The 19,305-nt window shown below is 62.3% G+C and carries 17 protein-coding genes; 8 read left to right on the top strand and 9 right to left on the bottom strand.

Annotation, left to right across the window (positions count from 1 at the left end):
• Positions 1–89 precede the first annotated feature (89 nt).
• The 3 genes from AC0L2K_RS22375 to AC0L2K_RS22385 all read left to right on the top strand — a co-directional run bounded on the left by AC0L2K_RS22375 (position 90) and on the right by AC0L2K_RS22385 (position 5,868).
• Positions 90–1,667, top strand: a complete 1,578-nt coding sequence (locus tag AC0L2K_RS22375) for a trimethylamine methyltransferase family protein (RefSeq protein ID WP_473532346.1) — start codon at positions 90–92, stop codon at positions 1,665–1,667.
• A gap of 177 nt (positions 1,668–1,844) precedes the next feature.
• A complete protein-coding gene (locus AC0L2K_RS22380; protein ID WP_473532347.1) occupies positions 1,845–4,430 on the top strand; it encodes a GcvT family protein in 2,586 nt (861 codons plus the stop codon).
• Between the two features lie 70 nt (positions 4,431–4,500).
• A complete protein-coding gene (locus tag AC0L2K_RS22385) occupies positions 4,501–5,868 on the top strand; it encodes a M24 family metallopeptidase (RefSeq protein WP_473532348.1) in 1,368 nt (455 codons plus the stop codon).
• 4 nt (positions 5,869–5,872) lie between these two features.
• Here AC0L2K_RS22385 and AC0L2K_RS22390 read toward each other — a convergent pair whose 3' ends face one another.
• Positions 5,873–6,673: a phosphate/phosphite/phosphonate ABC transporter substrate-binding protein gene (locus tag AC0L2K_RS22390; RefSeq protein ID WP_473532367.1), complete on the bottom strand. Its 801-nt coding sequence runs from the start codon at positions 6,671–6,673 to the stop codon at positions 5,873–5,875.
• 85 nt (positions 6,674–6,758) lie between these two features.
• Positions 6,759–7,763 carry a fatty acid desaturase gene (locus AC0L2K_RS22395; protein ID WP_473532349.1) on the bottom strand — a complete coding sequence of 335 codons (1,005 nt, stop codon included), beginning with the start codon at positions 7,761–7,763 and terminating at the stop codon, positions 6,759–6,761.
• A 228-nt stretch (positions 7,764–7,991) separates the two neighbouring features.
• Here AC0L2K_RS22395 and AC0L2K_RS22400 point away from each other — a divergent pair, with 228 nt between their 5' ends.
• A complete protein-coding gene (locus AC0L2K_RS22400; RefSeq protein ID WP_473532350.1) occupies positions 7,992–8,834 on the top strand; it encodes a helix-turn-helix domain-containing protein in 843 nt (280 codons plus the stop codon).
• A gap of 89 nt (positions 8,835–8,923) precedes the next feature.
• A complete protein-coding gene (gene bmt, locus AC0L2K_RS22405; RefSeq protein WP_473532351.1) occupies positions 8,924–9,940 on the top strand; it encodes a betaine--homocysteine S-methyltransferase in 1,017 nt (338 codons plus the stop codon).
• A gap of 108 nt (positions 9,941–10,048) precedes the next feature.
• On the opposite strand, the gene AC0L2K_RS22410 is transcribed toward bmt, so the two are convergent.
• From AC0L2K_RS22410 to AC0L2K_RS22425, 4 genes are all read right to left on the bottom strand, one after another.
• Positions 10,049–12,184 carry a YfbK domain-containing protein gene (locus AC0L2K_RS22410; protein WP_473532352.1) on the bottom strand — a complete coding sequence of 712 codons (2,136 nt, stop codon included), beginning with the start codon at positions 12,182–12,184 and terminating at the stop codon, positions 10,049–10,051.
• A 2-nt stretch (positions 12,185–12,186) separates the two neighbouring features.
• Complete coding sequence (locus tag AC0L2K_RS22415; protein ID WP_287058539.1) at positions 12,187–12,747, bottom strand: RNA polymerase sigma factor; 561 nt, start codon at positions 12,745–12,747, stop codon at positions 12,187–12,189.
• A 115-nt stretch (positions 12,748–12,862) separates the two neighbouring features.
• Positions 12,863–13,534, bottom strand: a complete 672-nt coding sequence (locus AC0L2K_RS22420) for a hypothetical protein (RefSeq protein ID WP_473532353.1) — start codon at positions 13,532–13,534, stop codon at positions 12,863–12,865.
• Between the two features lie 107 nt (positions 13,535–13,641).
• Positions 13,642–15,216, bottom strand: a complete 1,575-nt coding sequence (locus tag AC0L2K_RS22425) for a trimethylamine methyltransferase family protein (protein WP_023798939.1) — start codon at positions 15,214–15,216, stop codon at positions 13,642–13,644.
• A gap of 271 nt (positions 15,217–15,487) precedes the next feature.
• On the opposite strand from AC0L2K_RS22425, the gene AC0L2K_RS22430 reads away from it, so the two are divergent.
• The gene (locus tag AC0L2K_RS22430; protein WP_095494578.1) at positions 15,488–16,186 is read left to right on the top strand and encodes a corrinoid protein; all 699 of its coding nucleotides are present in this window, start codon (positions 15,488–15,490) and stop codon (positions 16,184–16,186) included.
• A gap of 125 nt (positions 16,187–16,311) precedes the next feature.
• Here AC0L2K_RS22430 and AC0L2K_RS22435 read toward each other — a convergent pair whose 3' ends face one another.
• Positions 16,312–16,521, bottom strand: coding sequence for a hypothetical protein (locus AC0L2K_RS22435; RefSeq protein ID WP_023798938.1), 210 nt, complete (start codon positions 16,519–16,521; stop codon positions 16,312–16,314).
• A 283-nt stretch (positions 16,522–16,804) separates the two neighbouring features.
• Positions 16,805–16,945, bottom strand: a complete 141-nt coding sequence (locus AC0L2K_RS22440; RefSeq protein WP_023798937.1) for an entericidin A/B family lipoprotein — start codon at positions 16,943–16,945, stop codon at positions 16,805–16,807.
• 64 nt (positions 16,946–17,009) lie between these two features.
• On the opposite strand from AC0L2K_RS22440, the gene AC0L2K_RS22445 reads away from it, so the two are divergent.
• A complete protein-coding gene (locus AC0L2K_RS22445; RefSeq protein WP_023798936.1) occupies positions 17,010–17,639 on the top strand; it encodes a DUF1638 domain-containing protein in 630 nt (209 codons plus the stop codon).
• Between the two features lie 7 nt (positions 17,640–17,646).
• Here AC0L2K_RS22445 and AC0L2K_RS22450 read toward each other — a convergent pair whose 3' ends face one another.
• Positions 17,647–18,453 carry an NAD-dependent epimerase/dehydratase family protein gene (locus tag AC0L2K_RS22450; RefSeq protein WP_473532354.1) on the bottom strand — a complete coding sequence of 269 codons (807 nt, stop codon included), beginning with the start codon at positions 18,451–18,453 and terminating at the stop codon, positions 17,647–17,649.
• Between the two features lie 241 nt (positions 18,454–18,694).
• On the opposite strand from AC0L2K_RS22450, the gene AC0L2K_RS22455 reads away from it, so the two are divergent.
• On the top strand, positions 18,695–19,267 hold the full coding sequence (locus tag AC0L2K_RS22455) for a DUF4893 domain-containing protein (RefSeq protein WP_473532355.1): 573 nt from the start codon (positions 18,695–18,697) through the stop codon (positions 19,265–19,267).
• The last annotated feature ends 38 nt before the right edge of the window (positions 19,268–19,305 follow it).

The following is a 19,305-nucleotide window of genomic DNA, read 5'->3' on the forward strand; positions in this document are numbered from 1 at the left end:
CCCTCGTCCTAGTGGTCGCCGCCTCCGCAATGGCGGGACGGCGGTCGGTCCATTATGCCGCCGCACCATCGCAGCGTACGAGGACTAGCATGACCGCCGCCCTTCATCCCGCCGAACCGGCATTGACAAACGACCGCGCCCGTCGCGGCGGCCGCGCGGGCAAGCGCGCCGGCGCAGCGGCGGCATTCGAGCAGCCGCCTTTCCGTCAACTGAAAATCCCGCTGACGCCGACCAGGCTGGTCTCCGACGACGAACTGGAATCGATCCACCTCGCCTCGCTGCGCGTTCTCAGGGAAATCGGCGTCGACGTGCTGCACGACGAGGCAAGGCGCATCATGAAGGCGCATGGCGCAGATGTCCGCGAAGGCAGTGAGCGGGTGCGCTTCGACAGCGACATGATCCTCGAGCTGGTTTCGCACTGCCCGTCGGAATTCACCATCCATGCCCGCAATCCGGCGCACAATGTCCGCTTCGGCGGCGACAACCTGATCATCTCGATGATGGCGTCGGCGCCCAATTGTTCCGACATCGACCGCGGCCGCCGCCCCGGCAACCAGCAGGACTACCGCAACTTCCTCAAGCTTGCGCAGATGCACAACATCCTGAACTGCACCGGCGGCTATCCGGTCGAGCCGATCGATATCCATCCGTCCGTCCGGCACCTCGAATGCATCCGCGATCTGAGCGTGCTGACCGACAAGGTGTTCCACATCTATTCGCTCGGCAAGGAGCGCAATGTCGACGGCATCGAGATCACCAGGATCGCGCGCGCCATTAGCGCCGAACAGCTTCTCGAACAGCCGTCGGTGTTCACCATCATCAACACCAATTCGCCGCTCAAGCTCGACGTGCCGATGATGGAAGGCATCATCCAGATGTCGAGCAAGGGCCAGGTCGTCATCGTGACGCCGTTCACCCTGTCGGGCGCCATGGCGCCGGTGACCATCGCCGGTGCGCTGGTGCAGCAGAATGCCGAGGCACTGTCCGGCATTGCCTTCGCCCAGATGGTGCGCAAGGGCGCGCCCGTCGGCTATGGCGGCTTCACCTCCAACGTCGACATGAAGTCCGGCGCGCCGGCCTTCGGCACGCCGGAATACATGAAGGCGCAATTGGTCGGCGGCCAGCTCGCCCGCCGCTACAACATTCCCTACCGCACTTCCAACACCTGCGCCGCCAACACGGTCGACGCACAGGCCGCCTATGAAAGCGTGTTCTCGCTGTGGGGCGCCATCCAGGGCGGCGGCAATCTGATGATGCATGCGGCCGGCTGGCTGGAAGGCGGCCTGCGCTGCTCCTACGAGAAGACCATCCTGGACATCGATCTGCTGCAGATGGTGGCGGAGTTCCTGACCCCGCTCGACCTCTCCGAGGAGGCCCTCGGCTTCGACGCCATCCAGTCCGTCGGTCCGGGCGGCCATTTCTTCGGCACCCAACATACCCAGGACCGCTACAAGACCGCATTCTATTCGCCTATCATCTCCGACTGGCGCAACTTCGAGACCTGGGCGGAAGCCGGATCGCCGACAGCTATCGAAAAAGCCAATCGGGTGTGGAAGGAGCGGCTGGCCTCCTATGAAGAGCCCTACATGGACCCGGCTATCCGCGAGGAGCTCGACGCCTTCGTCGACAAACGTCGGTCCGAAGGCGGCGCGCCGACTGATTTTTGATCATCTGCATTGATTGATGAACAGGCGACTCCCACTCCGTCGAGCTCCGCTCGACACCTCTCCCCCGATCGACGGGGTAGAGGAAGGGCGTGAGATTATTCCAGCCAGCGCCCTTCCTCGCTTTGCTTTCACGCCCCGCCCACTCGATTCAATCTCTTCAAAAACGGAACTATCTTCATGAAATCTCATGCAAAAGCGGTTGTCATCGGTGGCGGAGTCGTCGGCTGCTCGGTGCTTTACCATCTGGCCAAGGCGGGCTGGACCGACATCATGCTGATCGAGCGTTCGGAGCTCACCTCCGGTTCGTCCTGGCATGCGGCGGGCGGCTTCCATACGCTCAATGGCGATCCCAATGTCGCCAAGCTGCAGGCCTATACGGTGCAGCTCTACAGGGAGATCGAAGAGCTTTCAGGCCAGTCCTGCTCGCTGCACCTGACCGGCGGCGTGATGATGGCCGACACGCCCGAGCGCATGGACTTCCTGCGCCTTGCCCACGCCAAAGGCCGCTATCTCGGCATGGACACCGAGCTGATCACGCCGTCAGAGGCCAAGGCGATGTTCCCGCTGATGGACGAGACCAATTTCGTCGGCGCCATGTGGGATCCGGTCGAAGGCCATCTCGATCCTTCCGGCACCACCCACGCCTACGCCAAGGCCGCCAGGAAGCTCGGCGCCGAGATCGTGCTGCGCAACCGCGTCGTCGAGCTGACGCAGGAGGTCGACGGCACCTGGAACGTCGTTACCGAGCAAGGCACGGTCAAGGCCGAGCATGTCGTCAACTGCGGCGGCCTGTGGGCGCGCGAGATCGGCCGCATGGTCGGCGTCGAGCTGCCGCTGCTGGCCATGGAGCATATGTACCTTTTGACCGAGCCGATGCCGGAGGTCGAGGAATTCAACAAGTCGACCGGCCGCGAGATGATCGGCGTTATGGACTTCAAGGGCGAGATCTACACCCGCCAGGAACGCAACGGCATCCTGCTCGGCACCTATGAAAAAGCCTGCAAGCCGTGGTCTCCGGTCAACACGCCGTGGGATTTCGGCCATGAGCTGCTGCAGCCCGACATCGACCGCATCGCGCCGTCGCTGGAAATCGGCTTCAAGCATTTTCCCGGCATCGAGAAGGCCGGCATCAAGCAGATCATCAACGGTCCCTTCACCTTCGCGCTGGATGGCAATCCGCTGGTCGGCCCGGTGCAGGGCCTGACCAATTTCTGGTGCGCCTGCGCCGTCATGGCCGGTTTCTCGCAAGGCGGCGGCGTCGGGTTGGCATTGTCGAACTGGATGGTCCATGGCGATCCCGGCTTTGACGTCTGGGGCATGGACGTCGCGCGCTTCGGCGAATGGGCGACGCTGCGCTATACCAATGCCAAGGTGCGCGAAAACTATTCGCGCCGTTTTTCCATCCGCTTTCCCAACGAGGAGCTGCCGGCGGCACGCCCGGCCCAGACGACTCCGCTTTACGACACGATGCTGGCCAACAACGCCGTCATGGGCGATAGCTGGGGCCTTGAAACCCCGCTCTGGTTCGCACCGAAAGGCACCGAGCCGAAGGACATCGTTTCCTTCCATCGCTCCAACGATTTCGGGCCGATCGGCGAGGAAGTGCGCGCCACCCGCGAGAAGGTCGGCGTCACCGAGATCGCCAATTTCGCCAAATACGAAGTCTCCGGGCCGGGATCGGAAGATTTCCTCAACCGGCTGATGACCAACCGCATGCCGAAGACCGGCCGCATTGTGCTGACCCCGATGCTAAACGAGTTCGGCAGGCTGATCGGCGACTTCACCATCGCCAAGGCGGGCGAAGAGCGCTTCATGATCTGGAGCTCGTCGGCGGCGCAGAAGTATCATATGCGCTGGTTCGAGAAGCACCTGCCGAACGATGGTCCAGGGGCGTCACAGGTCCGCATTCACCGCTTCGACCAGACGCTGGTCGGCTTGTCGATCGCCGGGCCGAAATCACGCGACCTCCTGCAGAAACTGGTTGACGCCGACATCTCGACCAAGGCCTTCCGCTTCATGGACTTCCGCGAGATGGCGGTCGGCGGCGCGCCCTGCATGGTCAATCGCATCACCTATACCGGTGACCTCGGCTACGAGATCTGGATGGCGCCGGCCTACCAGCGTCTCGTCTACAAGGCGATCAAGGATGCCGGCGAAGAGTTTGGCCTGGTCGATTTCGGCATGCGCGCCCTGCTCTCGATGCGCCTGGAAAAGAATTTTCCGACCTGGTTCCGCGAACTGCGCCCGATCTACGGGCCGTTCGAGGGGGAGATGGACCGCTTCGTCAAGCTGGAGAAGAACGACTTCATCGGACGCGACGCGGCAGCGAGGGAGCAGGCAGAAGGGCCAAAACTGCGCCGTGTCTCCTTCATCGTCGATGCCGCAGACGCCGACGTGATGGGCGACGAACCAATCTGGGCCAAGGTCGGCGGCAAGGACTACGGCACGGTGGAAAAGCCGCACGGCTATGGTGCGGCGCGTTTCGATACGGACGGCAAGGAAGTGCGCGGCTCGAGCGCCGCGGAAGGCGCTTCGGCCGTGCGCGGCATCGTCGACGGCGACTGGCGCGTGGTCGGCTGGGTCACCTCCGGCGGCTATGCCCATTACGTCCAGGAATCGATGGCGCAAGGCTATGTGCCGGCGGCCTTGGCCGCGGACGAGAGCGCCGGACTGTTCGCGATCGAGATCCTCGGAAGCCGACGACCAGCCCGCATCAATGTCGAGCCGCCTTTCGACCCGAGCGGCGAGAAGATGCGGGCCTGAAAGCATTGGACCCAAAGGCCCGCCCTCGGGCCTGACCCGCGCGGCCGATTGATATCGGGAGGATAGGAAAATGAGCGATCCGGGCGTCGAGCGACGGTTCGGTCGTCATCGCAGGATCGCGCCGTTCGAGCCAGACGAAGCAGGCTCAATCGATGCGTTGCGCCTGAAGTCGCGGCAGAAGGCCGCTGAACTCAACCAGCATGTGCTTGGCTACGGCGCACTGGCGGAAGCCGAGTGGCACGCCGCCGGCATTGCTGCTCCCGACCTGCCCGCCATGCGCCAATACCGGCTCGACCGCATCCGCGCCGAGCTGAAGCGCCGCGGCTATGCGGGAGCCTTGCTCTACGATCCGATCAACATCCGCTATGCGACCGACTCGACCAATATGCAGCTCTGGGTCGCGCACAATCCGACAAGACATTGTTTCGTTGCCACCGAAGGTCCGGTGGTGCTGTTCGACTATTTTTCCTGCGAGCACCTTTCCGACCACTCCGGCGTCGTCGACGAGGTTCGGCCGGCAGTGTCGTGGATGTATCTCTACAGCGGCGAGCTCACCGAGCAAAAAGTCCGCCGCTGGGCCGCCGGGATCGCCGATCTGGTCAAGCAGCATGGCGGCGGTATCGGCCGCATCGCCGTCGATCACATCAATCCCGAGGGCGTCGAAGCGCTCGCCCGCCTCGGCATCTCGATCGCCAATGGCGAAGCGCTGATGGAAAATGCACGCCTGATCAAATCGCCCGACGAAATCCTGGCCATGCGCCGGTCGATCGCCGCCTGCGAGGCGGCGATGGGCGAGATGGAAGCAGCATTGAGGCCAGGGATTTCCGAAAACGAATTGTGGGCCGAACTCCACCGCGGCAACATCGCGCGTGGCGGCGAATGGGTCGAAACCCGGCTGTTGACGTCTGGCCCGCGCACCAATCCCTGGTTCCAGGAATGCTCGTCGCGAACGATCGCAGCCGGCGATCTCGTCGCTTTCGATACCGATTTGATCGGCCCTTACGGTTTCTGCGCCGACCTGTCGCGCACCTGGCTCTGCGGCGACACCGAGCCATCCAACGAGCAACGCGAGCTGTTTCGCATCGCCGCCGATCAGATCGCCCACAACATCGGCCTGATGCAGCCGGGCACATCGTTCCGCGATCTTGTCGAACGCTCGGCGGTGCCGCCCGGAGATTGTTTCCCGACGCGTTACGGCGTGCTCTATCACGGTGTCGGCCTGGCCGACGAATACCCGACGCTGCCGCATGCCATCGACTGGACCGAAGACACGCCCGACGGCGTGCTTGTGTCGGGCATGGTGCTTTGCGTCGAGAGCTATATCGGCCGGCTTGGCGGACGCGAGGGCGTCAAGATCGAAGAGCAGATCCTGATCACCGAAACCGGCAACGAGCAGCTTTCGACCTATCCGCTCGACGAGCGGCTGCTCGGCGACTGATTTTTTATGCGGTCGCCGCGACCGCCTCGCGCAGCGCCTCCACGATCTTTTCCGGTGTCGTTCTGGCAGTGATGAACGGCAGGCCCTTGCGCCGCGTTGTCCAGCCGACGACCGTGACCGCTTCCGCTGCCGGCTCGAAGCGCCGCGCATTGGCCCAGCTCTGGCAGTCGATCGCCGCGACATCGGCCTTGCCCTCGGCAATGGCGACGATCGAGGCGCGGTGGCCACCGCTTTCGCTGCGCTCGGAGAAGATGTCCAGGCTTTCGCCCAGCGCCTCCAGGTCACGCGTCGGCGCGATAATGCCCGACATGGAATCGAGGCTGTTGAAGGTAAAATGCTTGTCACGCAGGACATCGAGCGGGATGAGCGGGCTGCCATCGGACGGTGAGGCAACCGTTGGCGCTTCACCTGCACGCATCACCAGCGCGCTCGAATAGAGTTCACCCTGCCCGCCCTCGAACGCGTCGTAACGCGGCTGGCCGATCAGTTGAACATGCGTCGCCAGCCCGAGTTCCATCGGACCCCAGCAGGCCTGTGCGAGCAGCAGCGCCGGATGCAGCCAGAGGCCGAAAAAATCCAACTCGTCCGGCGGCAGCGTCGCCGGATCGGGCGCGATGACCATTCCGGCGGCGTCGCGGATGCCGCCTTCCACAGGCCGCAGATCGGCATTGACGCGAGCGATGGTCTGCGGCGCGTCGATGCCTTTTTGCCGGAAGGCATCACGCAGCCGCGCCCATTGGGCGTCGACCTCGCTCCGCATTTCAGACCAGTCGTACATCGGCAAGCCGGCAACGAAATCGCTCATGCCGGGACTTTGATCGTTACGCTGAGAAAAATTGACGAGGCCATTGACGCGCACCTGGGCATCGCTGCCGGCAATACCCAAAAATTCATTCTTTCGGCGGCTCGGCCGGCACCGGCGCGCTGCCAAGCCCATTGAGGCTGCGCGCCCTGACGCGCGGCTTGAACGCCCGGCCCGGTTCCGGCGTGCGCCGCAGCACCGGGTGGACGATCGGCTCCTTGGCCTTGAAGGCATATGCCTTGAGCAGCGCGAAATAGTTCGGATAGGCATAGCCATTGTTCATCCGCAGCCACTCGTCACGGCGCTCGCGAAACAGCTTCGGCAGCCTGTACCAGGCCACCGTCGGGCTCTTGTGATGAACGAAATGCAGATTGTTGTTGAGAAACAGGAACGACAGCGGCGAACGCTCGACGATCACCGTACGGCCTTCCGGATGCTCCGACCACTGATGCTCGGCGAAGGTGCGGATCGAGATCAGCGACTGGCCCAGCCACACCGGCACCAGGATGTAGAGCCATAGCGGGATGCCGAAGCCGAACTGCACGACCGGCAGCACCACGGCGAGGCCGATGGCGTGCAGCAGCCATGCCTTGCGGATCACCTTGTCGCCGGCAAGCATCTGCCTGGCATCGTCGATGAAGAAGCCGGTGCACGACAGCCACGGGCCGAGAATGAGCCGGCCGATCATGGTGTTGTTGATCTTCAGCAGGAACTTCATCGCCGGCGGCAATTCGTCATGGTGCCACAGCGCCTTGTAGTAGCTTTCAGGATCGTCAAGCGGATCGGTCAGCCGTTCGTCGGCATGATGGCGCAGATGAATGGTCTTGAACCGCCGGAAAGGCCAGACGAAACCAATCGGCAGGAAGACGAAAGCTTCGTTGAGCTGCGCATTGCGGGTCGGATGGCCGTGCAGGACTTCGTGCGCCAGCGAGGATTGCAGCGCCGCCATCAAGGCCAGAACGACGAGCGCCAGCAGCGGATAGGACGGCCACAGGAACAGGCCAGCTGCTAGCCAGGTGCCGTAGCAGAAAATCGCGAGGAAAACGGTCGGCCATTCGATGGCCGGTGCATTGCGTCGTCTGTTGCTTGTCATGGATCGACCACTGCCCTTCCAGTCGCCGGAACCGTTTTGATTCCTGACAGCATTGTGTCAGGAGCGTCGTGATGCTGCAACGCGACAAAGCGCACAAAATGTTGCGATTGCGCATTTTCAGCCGCATATGTTATCTATTGTAAACAGGCTTGAGGATTCATTTACGCCCAAAGTGCCACGTTGGCGGGTTCGGCGAATTTTTTTTCTCCCAATGGCTGGAATGACGATATGGACAAACGCGACCTGTCGACGGTGTTTCGGGAGCGCCTGAAAAAACTCCTGACACGATCGGATCTGAACCAGTCCGCTTTCGCGACTGCGGTGGGCATCGACCGCTCGGCGCTTTCGCAGCTGCTGTCCGGCGCCTCGACACGCCTTCCCCGCGCCGAAACGCTGCTCAACATCGCCGCCGAATTCAAAGTGTCGCTCGACTGGCTGCTCGGCCTCAGCCAAGACGAAGGCCTCACCGGTGAAATCCGCGAGAGCCTGGAGATCGAGGAAGCGCCTGACGGCTTCGACCGCACGCTGCTGGCCAGATGGCATACCGAGGCCGCGGGCACGAAAATCCGTTACGTGCCGGCCGGCATTCCCGATCTTCTGCGCACCGAAGCGCTCGTCGATTACGAGGCCGGTATCGCCAACAAGAGCCGTGAGGCCCAGGCCGGCGAGACGCAGTACCGCATCGACTACAACCGGCGGCCGGAAACCGACATGGAAGTCTGCATGCCGCGCCACACGCTGGAGATCTTTGCGCGCGGCCTGGGCGTCTGGGACCGTTTCCCTGAGGGCGCCCGCCACCAGCAGCTTCTTCACATGGCGACGCTGCTCGACGACCTTTATCCCACCTTCCGCCTGTTTCTCTATGACGGACGGATGCGCTATTCGATACCCTACACCATCTTCGGGCCCTATCGCGCCGCCATCTATGTCGGCGACATGTATCTGGTGCTGAACGCGACCCAGCCGGTCCGCACGCTGACCAGCCATTTCGACAATCTGATCCGCGCCGCCGATATCAATGCGCACGAAGCAGCCAGCTTCACCCAAAGGCTGGCGGAAATGCGATTTTGACGGCTTGCTTCCTGCACCAACATTGACGCCATATAAAGATTTCTTTATATCCTTATCTCGAAAAAGAATCCGGGAAGGCGTAATTTCCAATGACCAATCCAATTGACGCTTTGCTTGCCGAAAAGGGCGTTCTGCTCGCCGATGGCGCCACCGGCACCAATCTGTTCGCCATGGGGCTCGAGGCCGGCGAGGCTCCAGAGTTGCTGAACGAGACGGCGCCGGACACCATCACCAGCCTGCACCAGAACTTCGTCGATGCCGGCGCCGACATCATTCTCACCAACTCCTTCGGCGGCACCCGCCACCGGCTGAAGCTGCACCATGCGCAAGACCGAGTGCATGCGCTGAACCAGCGCGCCGCCGAGATCGCCCGCGCCGTTGCCGATAAAGCCGGCCGCAAGGTCATCGTCGCCGGCTCGGTCGGCCCGACCGGCGAGTTGCTGGTGCCGCTCGGCGCCATGACTTATGACGAGGCGGTCGAGGCCTTTGCCGAGCAGATCGAGGGCCTGAAGGCCGGCGGCGCCGAAGTCGCCTGGATCGAGACCATGTCGGCGCCGGACGAAATCCGCGCCGCAGCCGAAGCCGCGATCCGCGTCGGCCTGCCCTATACCTACACCGGCTCCTTCGATACCGCCGGCCGCACCATGATGGGGCTGTTGCCGAAGGACATCCACGGCGTCGCCGATGGCTTGTCGCAGGCGCCGCTCGGTGTCGGCGCCAATTGCGGCGTCGGCGCCTCCGACATCCTCGCCTCACTGCTCGACATGACCGAGGCGAAGCCGGAGGCGACGGTGATCGTCAAGGGCAATTGCGGCATTCCGGAATTTCGCGGCGCCGAGATCCACTATTCCGGCACGCCCGAGCTGATGGCCGACTATGTCAGGCTGGCCGTCGATGCCGGCGCAAAGATCGTCGGTGGCTGTTGCGGCACCTCGTTCGCCCACCTCGCCGCCATGCGCAAGGCACTCGATGCGCACACAAGGTCGGATCGCCCGCCCGTCGAAAAAATTGTCGAGCGCATCGGCCCGATGCGCAACAAGCAGGCGACGGTCAACACCGTCGAGACCAGCGAAGCCCGCCGCGAGCGCCGGCGCAGCCGCGCCTGACGCAATTGAAAAGGCCGGCAAGGTTTCCCTGCCGGCCTGCCTCAGCGCCCATCGGCGGTTTTCCGTATCAGAACGACCCCATCTGAGGAAAACCGGCCGTCATCACCATTACCGTTTACCGCCGAGCGCCGAGGCAAGGCGCACCAGCGAGAGAAACTCGGACCGGTAGCCGAACGGGTCAGCTCCCCGGGCGGCAGTGGCAATCTCGATGATCTTGTCGTAGCCGAACCTCGCGGTCGCATCCTCATCGCGCAGCTTCTGGCCAAAAGCTGCGACGGCAACGGAGAAGCGCTGGTCGATGCTGGCCTGGTCGAAACCAGCCACTTCGTTGGCTGATGTCACCGGCGTGGTGATCAGCTTCGAGGCATCCTCGTTCGGCAGCTTGTAGCGGATCTTGACGAACGCATATTCGTCGGCATTGGCGACGCCGCCATTGTTCACGGACGCCTGCCCGTAGCGCAGCGGATCGATCTTCTCGCCGCCGCCGTCCTTCGGCGTGATCTCGTAGATCGCGGTAACCGAATGCCCCGAACCGATCTCGCCGGCGTCGATGCGATCGTTGTTGAAATCCTCGCGGTTCAAGGCGCGGGTCTCGTAGCCGATCAGCCGGTATTCCGAGACTTTTTGCGGGTTGAACTCGACCTGGATCTTCACGTCCTTGGCGATGGTGAACAGCGTCGAGGACGCATCCTCGACCAGCACCTTCTCCGCCTCGGCCAAAGTGTCGATATAGGCGGCGGTGCCGTTGCCGTTCTGGGCGATGGCCTGCATCATCTGATCGTTCAGATTGCCGCGGCCGAAACCGAACACCGACAGGAACACCCCGGTCTTGCGCTCCTTTTCGATCAACCGCTTCAGATCGTCATCGTCGGTTTGGCCGACATTGAAGTCGCCGTCCGTCGCCAGCATCACGCGATTGATGCCGTCGTTGACAAAGGATTTCTGCGCCAGCCGATAGGCTTGCCTGATACCCGCCTCGCCGGCCGTGCTGCCGCCGGGCGCCAACGTGTCGATGGCATTGAGGATCTTGTCCTTCTCCGAAACCTTCGTCGGCTCCAGGACAGTGCCGGCATCGCCCGCATAGGTGACGATCGAGACGGTGTCGTCGGGCTTCAATTTGTTGACCAGAAGCCGGAAGGCGGACTGCAGGAGCGGCAACTTGTCCTGCTCGTTCATCGAGCCCGACACGTCGATCAGGAAGACCAGATTGGCCTTGAGCTGCTCGGCCGGCTTGGCGTCGAAACCCTTGATGGCGACATGCATCAGCCTGGTGTGTTCGTTCCACGGCGTCGGCATGACGCTGACGGTCGAGTTGAACGGCGTCGAGGCAACGTCCGGACCTTTCCAGTCATAGGGGAAGTAGTTGATCATCTCCTCGACGCGGACCGTGTCGGCCTGCGGCACGACACCTTCCCTGAGCGAACGCCGCACGAAGGAATAGGAGGCCGTGTCGACATCGATCGAAAAGGTCGAGACCGGGTCTTCGAGCGCGGCACGCACCGGATTGCTCTTGAAATCCTCGACGCGGTCGCGGTTTTGCTCCGGCAGCATCTGGTCGGCCGGCATGGCCTGCGGCTGTACCATCAGCTTGGATTCGGCGCCTGGCATGCGGCCAGCCTGCGTGGCTCCGTCGGCTTTCGGAGGAGATATGGACATCATCACTCTGCCAGACGTCGCAGCTCCACCATCCCTTGCGAACTCACCTTTCGGCGCAGGTGCCGGCTCGGGCGCCACATTGCGGGCCAGAGCGTCCTGCTGCGCCAGGCCGGCAGCCGATTGTGGCTTCGGCGGCGATGCCGGCGCGACAAGCGCCTCGGCTGCGACGCGGTTTTCGGCGTCGGCATCGGCTTTCTTCCGCTTGTCGGCCTCGGCTACGGTGAGCGGCCTTGCCGGCGCTTTAGCCGCTGGTTTATCGGCCAGCGTTTCAGCGATCTTCTCGTCCCCACCGGAATAGAACGGCTGCTCCTGCAGCATATAGATCGTGGCGTATCCGGCGATCGGCAGGGCGACGAGCCCGGCAATGGCCGGGGTAGCGAAGAGTTTCTTTTGCATGATTTCGCTCCAGAGCTTTTGTGCTCGCTCTGTGAGACGAAGCCCTTTCGCCGTTCCTTGGGCGGCAGGTGAAGTTTTTTCGCCCAGGTCGTAAGCCCGCATGGCGGCCTCGAAGGCACGCGCCTTCGCGTCGGTACCGGGTGCCGGTGCTGCGATGTTGCGCAGCCTGTTGAGTTGGTTGTCGTCGACCATGATCACACTTCCCCGGCTGAAAGCATGAGCGCCTTCAACCGTTTCTTCGCTTCATGGATGTGCCAGGAAACCGTCGTCTCCGAGATGCCCATCGCCTCGGAAGCGAGTGCGTGGCTCAGCCCTTCGCCATAGACGAGCAGCACCGCGTCGCGCTGCTTGTCCGGCAGCATCCGCACCGCCGCCCAAAGCGCCTCGGCTGGATCTTCGGGCTCGGCCGAGGCCTCTCCCGCGATCAGCTCGTAGGCCCCGTAGGCTTCGGTCTTGATCGCCTCGCGGACGGTCTTGCGCATCATGTCGCGTGCCGCATTCAGCGTCATGGTGTAGAGCCAGGTGGTGAAGGCGCCGCTGCCATGATAGTCGCGGATCGCCCGGCCGAGCCGGACGCAGACTTCCTGGGCGATATCCTCGGCGTCGGCCTTTTTCCCGCACCAGCGATAGGCGGCGCGATAGACGAAGTGATAGTGCCTTTCGAGCAATTTGCCGAAAGCCCCCCTGTCACCGCCCTGCGCCCGACCGATCAGCTCGGCGTCGGAGGCTTCGCTTTCATCCAGCATCATCGCCATCATTTGCCTGTTGGACGAAGGCTAATGACGATTCCTTGGGATGATGGAAAGATTTTTTGCAGGGCGGTCGGGGTCGCAATTACGGTGTTCAAGTTTCGTTCGGCATTCCGCGATGCTACAGGCCCGCGAACGCGGCCATGTGGAAGGCTTGAACCTGTGGCGGATAGCGATAGGCCGCGCCGTAGGGACAGGCATTGCGGTCGAGACAGCCGCCGGTTCGGCACGGCGCGCCGTTGTGCCCACACACATGCGCCAGACAGTCTTTGTGCACAAAACCATCTGCAGAATACGCGTCGACCGGACAGGATTTCAGGCAAGGTTTGTCGACACATGCATCGCAAAGGTGAACCACTTCGCGAGTTTCCCCAAACGCAATCTCGTGCTCGAACAGCAGCGCGCCGCGATAGGCGTGCCACAGCCCGTATTGCGGATGCATGAGGATGCCGAGCGGTGACGGTCTCAGACCCTCCGCCTGCATCGCCCATTGCTGGAACGGCAGATAAGGCTTGTCAGACGGCGACACGGCACGCGCGCCGAATTTCTTCGCCACCGTGCCGATCACTTCGCGCGACCATGCATCGATCGGATCGGCAATAGTTTGCGATTGGCCTTCCCGCCAGCGCAGGAAATGCGGCCACGGCGCAGCGCCCGCCTGTCCCACCAGCAACACGGATCTGGCGGCAGCGCCGGAGAGACCGGAGGGTGTTTCCTCACCGGCTGCAAAATTGAAGCCGCCGCGCAGGATGAGGCCGTGGGCGGAAAGCGCCGCCGCTATATCTTCGACCATGCTGCGCTCAAGGATCATCCCTTCCTGTCCGGCTCGGAAAAGGCGCTCCGCCAGACTTCCTTGTGGATGATGTTGGCGACTTTAGCCCCGCCTGACTCGGGCTCCTTTCAGGTGAAGGCGTCGGCCATCGACGCCTTCTTGCTGGCGATGAAGTCCTTCAGCCCATCGTCGATGCCCTGATCGAGATGCGGCGCCTCGTAGCTTTCCAGCCAGCGGCGAGCGAGTTCGTTGGCGCGCTGTGGTGCCGACTTTTCGCCTTCGGCCAGCCACTGCTCGTAGGAATTGTTGTCGGCGATGCTGGAACGGTAGAATGCCGTCTGGAAATTGGCCTGGGTGTGGTCACAGCCGAGATAGTGGCTGCCCGGGCCGACCTGGCGGATGGCATCCATCGCCTGGCCGTTCTCCGACAGGTCGACGCCTTCGGAGAACTTCTGAGTCATGCCGAGCTGGTCGATGTCCATCATGAATTTTTCGTAGCAGGAAGCAAGCCCGCCCTCGAGCCAGCCGGCCGAATGCAGCACGAAATTGGTGCCGGCGAGGATCGTCGAGTTCAGCGTGTTGGCGCTCTCATAGGCCGCCTGCGCGTCCGGGATTTTGGAGGCGCAGAGCGAGCCGCCGGTGCGGAACGGCAGACCAAGCCGGCGCGCGAGCTGCGCCGCGCCATAGGAAACCAGTGACGGCTCCGGCGTGCCGAAGGTCGGCGCGCCCGACTGCATCGAGATCGACGAGGCGAAGGTGCCGAACAGCACCGGTGCGCCCGGTCGGATCAGCTGCGTGAACGACGCGCCGGCCAGCACTTCGGCCAGGACCTGGGTCAGCGTGCCGGCGACGGTCACCGGGCTCATCGCGCCGGCGAGGATGAACGGCGTGACGATGCAGGCCTGGTTGTGGCGCGAATAGACTTTCAGCGCCCCCAGCATGGTCTCGTCGAACACCATCGGCGAATTGGCGTTGATCAGGCTGGTCAGCACCGTGTTGTTCTCGACGAAATCGTCGCCGAACACGATCTTGGCCATTGCCACCGTGTCTTCGGCGCGCTCCGGCGCGGTGACCGAGCCCATGAACGGCTTGTCCGAATATTTGATGTGGCTGTAGATCATGTCGAGATGGCGCTTGTTGACCGGCACGTCGACCGGCTCGCACACCGTGCCGCCCGAATGGTGGATCGACGGCGCCATATAGGCGAGCTTCACGAAATTCCGGAAATCCTCGATCGTCGCATAGCGCCTGACGCCGTCGAGGTCGCGCACGAAGGGCGGGCCATAGACCGGTGCGAAGACCGTGGCGTTGCCGCCGATCTGCACCGAACGTTCGGCATTGCGGGCATGCTGGGTATAGACAGACGGCGCCGTCTTCAAAAGTGAGCGGCAGAGCCCCTTGGGAAAGTGCACGCGCTCGCCTTTGACGTCGGCGCCGGCCTCTTTCCACAGCTGCAGCGCCTCGGCGTCGTCGCGAAAGATGATGCCGATCTCTTCGAGCACCGTGTCGGTGTTCTTCTCGATCAGCGTCAGCCCTTCCTCGTCCAGCACCTCATAGACGTTGATCTTGCGCTTGATGTAGGTGAGCTGGGTGCCGGGGCCGCCACCCGAGCGCGCCGCCCGTCGGGCAGCGGCACCACCACTGGCAGCGCGTCCGCGCCGCGCGTTTGACGCTTCCTGGTCGACCGGCGCGTTCTCACTCATGATCGTTCTTCCCTGGCTTTTGTTCTGGCACAATTATTATTGCCGCATATCGCGGCTTCTGGCCGGATCGTAGTCATGCACCCTATTCGAAACGGCCCGCCAGCGCCAACGCCTGTCGCAAAATCGACAAGAATTCCAATAGATCTGCAGTCGCTTTCCTTTTGCGGGAAGTCGCAAATCAGCTATGGACGCTGGCCTGTAGCGGGTTAGGTATTGACGTGATATTTGAGGCCCCGCAATTGCATCTGTGCGGCAAGGAGCTGGATTAAAAATGGCCGACGACGAGATCATCCTTTCCGAGCTTTCCGACGACGAACTCGTGCAGCAGATGCACGATGACCTTTATGACGGGCTGAAGGAAGAGATCGAGGAAGGCACCAACATCCTGCTCGAGCGCGGCTGGGCGCCTTACAAGGTGCTGACCGAGGCGCTGGTCGAAGGCATGCGCATCGTCGGCGAGGATTTTCGCGACGGCATCCTGTTCGTGCCGGAAGTGCTGTTGTCGGCCAACGCGATGAAGGCGGGCATGTTCATCCTGCGTCCGCTGCTTGTCGCCACCGGCGCGCCGAAGCAGGGCAAGATGGTGATCGGCACGGTCAAGGGCGACATCCACGACATCGGCAAGAACCTTGTCGGCATGATGATGGAGGGCGCCGGCTTCGACGTCATCGACCTCGGCATCAACAATGCGGTGGAAAAGTATCTCGACGCCATCGAACAGCACCAGCCTGACATCATCGGCATGTCGGCGCTGCTGACGACGACCATGCCCTACATGAAGGTCGTCATCGACACGATGAAGGAAAAGGGCATCCGCGACGACTATGTCGTGCTGGTCGGCGGCGCCCCGCTCAACGAGGAATTCGGCAAAGCCGTCGGCGCCGACGCCTATTGCCGCGACGCGGCCGTGGCAGTCGAGACCGCCAAGGATTTTATGAAGCGCAAGCACAACGTCCGCGCTTCGGCCTGAACTGACGAGGAGAACACAAGAGCATAAGTACGGAGCCCGTACTTATGCTCTTGCAGACGAGGCGCCGCGTAGCGCCGGTCAAGACTTCAACAAGCAACAGCGATCCGCGTAGCGGCTTGAATCGCCTATTCTGACTCTTTCGCCTCTTCCTTTTTCAGGATCGGCGTGTCGGCGGTTGTATTCGAGACGCTTGCGACTGTGGTTTGCTGATCTACGCTTGCAGCTTTGGTTTGCTGATCTACGGAAGCCGTCGTTTTGTTGTGGCCGACACATTCCGCTGCGGCGCCGGATACCGATAGGCCCAGAGCGGCGACAACCAAGAGAGCGGTCTTCATTCTATGCTCCTAGCTTCGTTGTTGAGGTACAGGGAAAGACTACCGGCATGTCCCGCATTCGAAAAGTCAACTTTTTGTGCCTGCCCCAGCGAACCCCCACCTGACGAAACAATTGCAATAGGCGGACACCACGGCCGCTTCGACCTCACTTCGGCGAATTCGGCATGGACCATAAACCGAGCCAAGCCTTGCAACGCGACTTTGTCGTTCCCAGATGTTACAATGACTTAACGCGCATCGCTTGAACTATGTTGATCGCGATTCGCGTTGATGAGATTGCGGATCAGGGATTCTCGACCGTGTCCTCAACCGCGTTGGCTGTCGATTTGACATCCCTGCCGACGCCGCGGACGGTGTTGGCGCAGGCCGAAAGAGCCAGGGCGCAAGCGAGGATGGCGATCGGCGCAATGCGTAGCGGTTTCATGAATGGTATCTCCCTCAACAGATAGGTTCGTGGGACAGCAACGAAAATCGGTTAGACTGGTTCCATGAGCATTGCGCGAAAACTACAACCCGATCAAGGTGACAGGCTGCTTGTCATCGCCTGCGGGATGATTGCGCGCGAAGTTCTGGCCGTTAAGGAGCAGCTGGGGCTCGACCATCTCGACCTGACCTGCCTGCCGGCGGAGTTCCATTTCTACCCGGACCGCATCGCGCCGGCCATGGACAAGGCAATCGAGAAGGCCAAGGCGGACGGCTACACCAATATTTTCGTCGGCTATGCCGATTGCGGCACCGGCGGCCTGCTCGACCGCGTCTGCGAGAAGCATGGGGTCGAGCGCATGGCCGGTCCGCATTGCTTTGCCTTCTACCAGGGCATGGAAGCCTATGCGAAAATCGCCGGCGACGACATGATGTCGTTCTACATGACCGATTTCCTGTGCCGGCAGTTCGATGCCTTCTTCATGAAGCCGCTCGGCCTCGACAGGCATCCGGAGCTGATCAAGGACTATTTCGGCAATTACGAGAAGCTAGTCTATATCGCCCAGACCGACGATCCGGAACTCGACAAGGTCGCCGAGAAAGCCGCGAAAATGCTCGGCCTCGCCTATGAGCGCCGTTCCACCGGCTATGGCGACCTGACGACGGAGCTGGCCAGCGCCGCGGCACACGGCTGACGTTCGATCAGGCGCGGTCTTCTTCCACTGCAAGCCCGGCAAGCACAGCGGCAAAGCGCGTCTTGCAGACGAAGCCCAGCCTGTCCCGCGCCCGCGACGCGTCGTAGATACGGTCGATCGAGGAAAACATCGTCCAGCCTTTTCGCGCATAAAGCGCCGGAAACTCCGGAAAATAACGCGCCACGACTGGCGGCGCGTCAGCGATCAATGCCTCGCAATCATCAGGCCGGAACGGCGTTGGCGCCGAGATGATGAAGACGTCGAAGCCTAGCTGTGGAGCCTTCTCCAGCGCCGCGACATGGGCCTCGGCGGCATCTTCCACGGTCAGTCGGCGGAACAACAGCTCATTGGCCTTGGTGTTGGCGTCCGACTGCTCGATCGCATGCGCCATATCGTCTGCCTCGGGAAAGAACCGGGCGGTGCGCAGCACGATCACCGGCAGTCCGGACTGGATGTGATAGAGGCGGCAAAGATGTTCGGCCGAGAGCTTGGTTACGCCGTAGATGTGGCGCGGCTCGGGCGACATGTCTTCCGTCAGCCAGGCGGCCTTGCGCGCACCGCCGGTGAGGCCGGCGCGTATGGCTTTCGAGATCATCAGCGAGGTCGTCGACGTGAAGACGAAGCGCTGAACGCCTGATACCACCGCCGCGTCGAGCAGGTTCAGGGTGCCGCGCACATTCGTCTCGATGAAATCCTCATTGCGTTGGTGTTCGATGTCAGGCTTGTGCAGCGCGCCGCTGTGGACGATCGCCTCGATGCGGTTTTCCCCGACCGTCCGCATCACCAGATCACGGTCGGCGACCGAGCCGATCATTTGCGTTTGCGCCGACGGGACCGGATCCAGCCCGATGACGTCATGGCCAAGGGCACCGCAGGCGCGGCGCTAGCGCGCTGCCCAGCCAGCCTGACGACCCCGTAAGCAAGATTCGCATCGGCAAAACCACGAGTTTTAAGCTGACCGCTGTTAAGCACGGATGACAGGCCGCCGCGAACCGGTAAGTTGTATGCCAAACGAGAAAACAGGCTGTTCCAGCCGTCGACCGGGAAACGCACCGATGATCGCTCGCCTCCTGATTGCCGCAGGCTTTTTCTGCTTCGCCCTGCCCGCGCTCGCCGATGGCGAGGTGCAGAAGCTGATCACGCCCGCCGACAAGGTGCGGCTCGACAAATATGCCGAGACGCGCAAGGCAGCCCTTGATGAAGCCAGGGCCGGCGACGACGCCGAGGTCAAGCAGCTCGACGCCTTGCTGGCAAAGCCGCTGGTCGCGTTTTCCGACAAGGATCTGGCCGGCAACTGGCAATGCCGCACCATCAAGGCCGGCGGACTGAGCCCGCTCGTCATCTATGGCTGGTTCAAGTGCAAAGTGAGCGACGATGGTTCGGGCTGGATGCTGGAAAAACGCACCGGTTCGCAGCGCACCAAGGGCCGTTTCTTCGACGACGGCGAAAAGCGCGCGATCTATCTCGGCTCGTTCTTTGTCAACAACGATCCCGCAAAACCCTATGGCGGCGGGCCGCAAGGCGACCAGGTCGGCTATGCCTTTCGCAACAGCGCCAACGAATGGCGCATCGAGTTCCCGGCCCCCTATTACGAATCGAAGCTCGACATCCTTGAATTCAAGCGCTGAGCCCGCTGTCCTGAGGCCGATCATCAGGGTTAACCCGG

Source organism: Mesorhizobium sp. WSM4817, from assembly GCF_055811135.1.

Bases quoted from the DNA above. Each gene is read 5' to 3' on its own strand.
- AC0L2K_RS22415 (WP_287058539.1), bottom strand. From the start codon at position 12,747: ATGGCGATGATGCTGGATGAAAGCGAAGCCTCCGACGCCGAGCTGATC.
- AC0L2K_RS22385 (WP_473532348.1), top strand. From the start codon at position 4,501: ATGAGCGATCCGGGCGTCGAGCGACGGTTCGGTCGTCATCGCAGGATC.
- AC0L2K_RS22420 (WP_473532353.1), bottom strand. From the start codon at position 13,534: ATGGTCGAAGATATAGCGGCGGCGCTTTCCGCCCACGGCCTCATCCTG.
- AC0L2K_RS22410 (WP_473532352.1), bottom strand. From the start codon at position 12,184: ATGGTCGACGACAACCAACTCAACAGGCTGCGCAACATCGCAGCACCG.
- bmt (WP_473532351.1), top strand. From the start codon at position 8,924: ATGACCAATCCAATTGACGCTTTGCTTGCCGAAAAGGGCGTTCTGCTC.
- AC0L2K_RS22395 (WP_473532349.1), bottom strand. From the start codon at position 7,763: ATGACAAGCAACAGACGACGCAATGCACCGGCCATCGAATGGCCGACC.
- AC0L2K_RS22455 (WP_473532355.1), top strand. From the start codon at position 18,695: ATGATCGCTCGCCTCCTGATTGCCGCAGGCTTTTTCTGCTTCGCCCTG.
- AC0L2K_RS22375 (WP_473532346.1), top strand. From the start codon at position 90: ATGACCGCCGCCCTTCATCCCGCCGAACCGGCATTGACAAACGACCGC.
- AC0L2K_RS22400 (WP_473532350.1), top strand. From the start codon at position 7,992: ATGGACAAACGCGACCTGTCGACGGTGTTTCGGGAGCGCCTGAAAAAA.
- AC0L2K_RS22390 (WP_473532367.1), bottom strand. From the start codon at position 6,673: ATGAGCGATTTCGTTGCCGGCTTGCCGATGTACGACTGGTCTGAAATG.
- AC0L2K_RS22450 (WP_473532354.1), bottom strand. From the start codon at position 18,453: ATGATCGGCTCGGTCGCCGACCGTGATCTGGTGATGCGGACGGTCGGG.
- AC0L2K_RS22380 (WP_473532347.1), top strand. From the start codon at position 1,845: ATGAAATCTCATGCAAAAGCGGTTGTCATCGGTGGCGGAGTCGTCGGC.
- AC0L2K_RS22425 (WP_023798939.1), bottom strand. From the start codon at position 15,216: ATGAGTGAGAACGCGCCGGTCGACCAGGAAGCGTCAAACGCGCGGCGC.
- AC0L2K_RS22445 (WP_023798936.1), top strand. From the start codon at position 17,010: ATGAGCATTGCGCGAAAACTACAACCCGATCAAGGTGACAGGCTGCTT.
- AC0L2K_RS22435 (WP_023798938.1), bottom strand. From the start codon at position 16,521: ATGAAGACCGCTCTCTTGGTTGTCGCCGCTCTGGGCCTATCGGTATCC.
- AC0L2K_RS22440 (WP_023798937.1), bottom strand. From the start codon at position 16,945: ATGAAACCGCTACGCATTGCGCCGATCGCCATCCTCGCTTGCGCCCTG.
- AC0L2K_RS22430 (WP_095494578.1), top strand. From the start codon at position 15,488: ATGGCCGACGACGAGATCATCCTTTCCGAGCTTTCCGACGACGAACTC.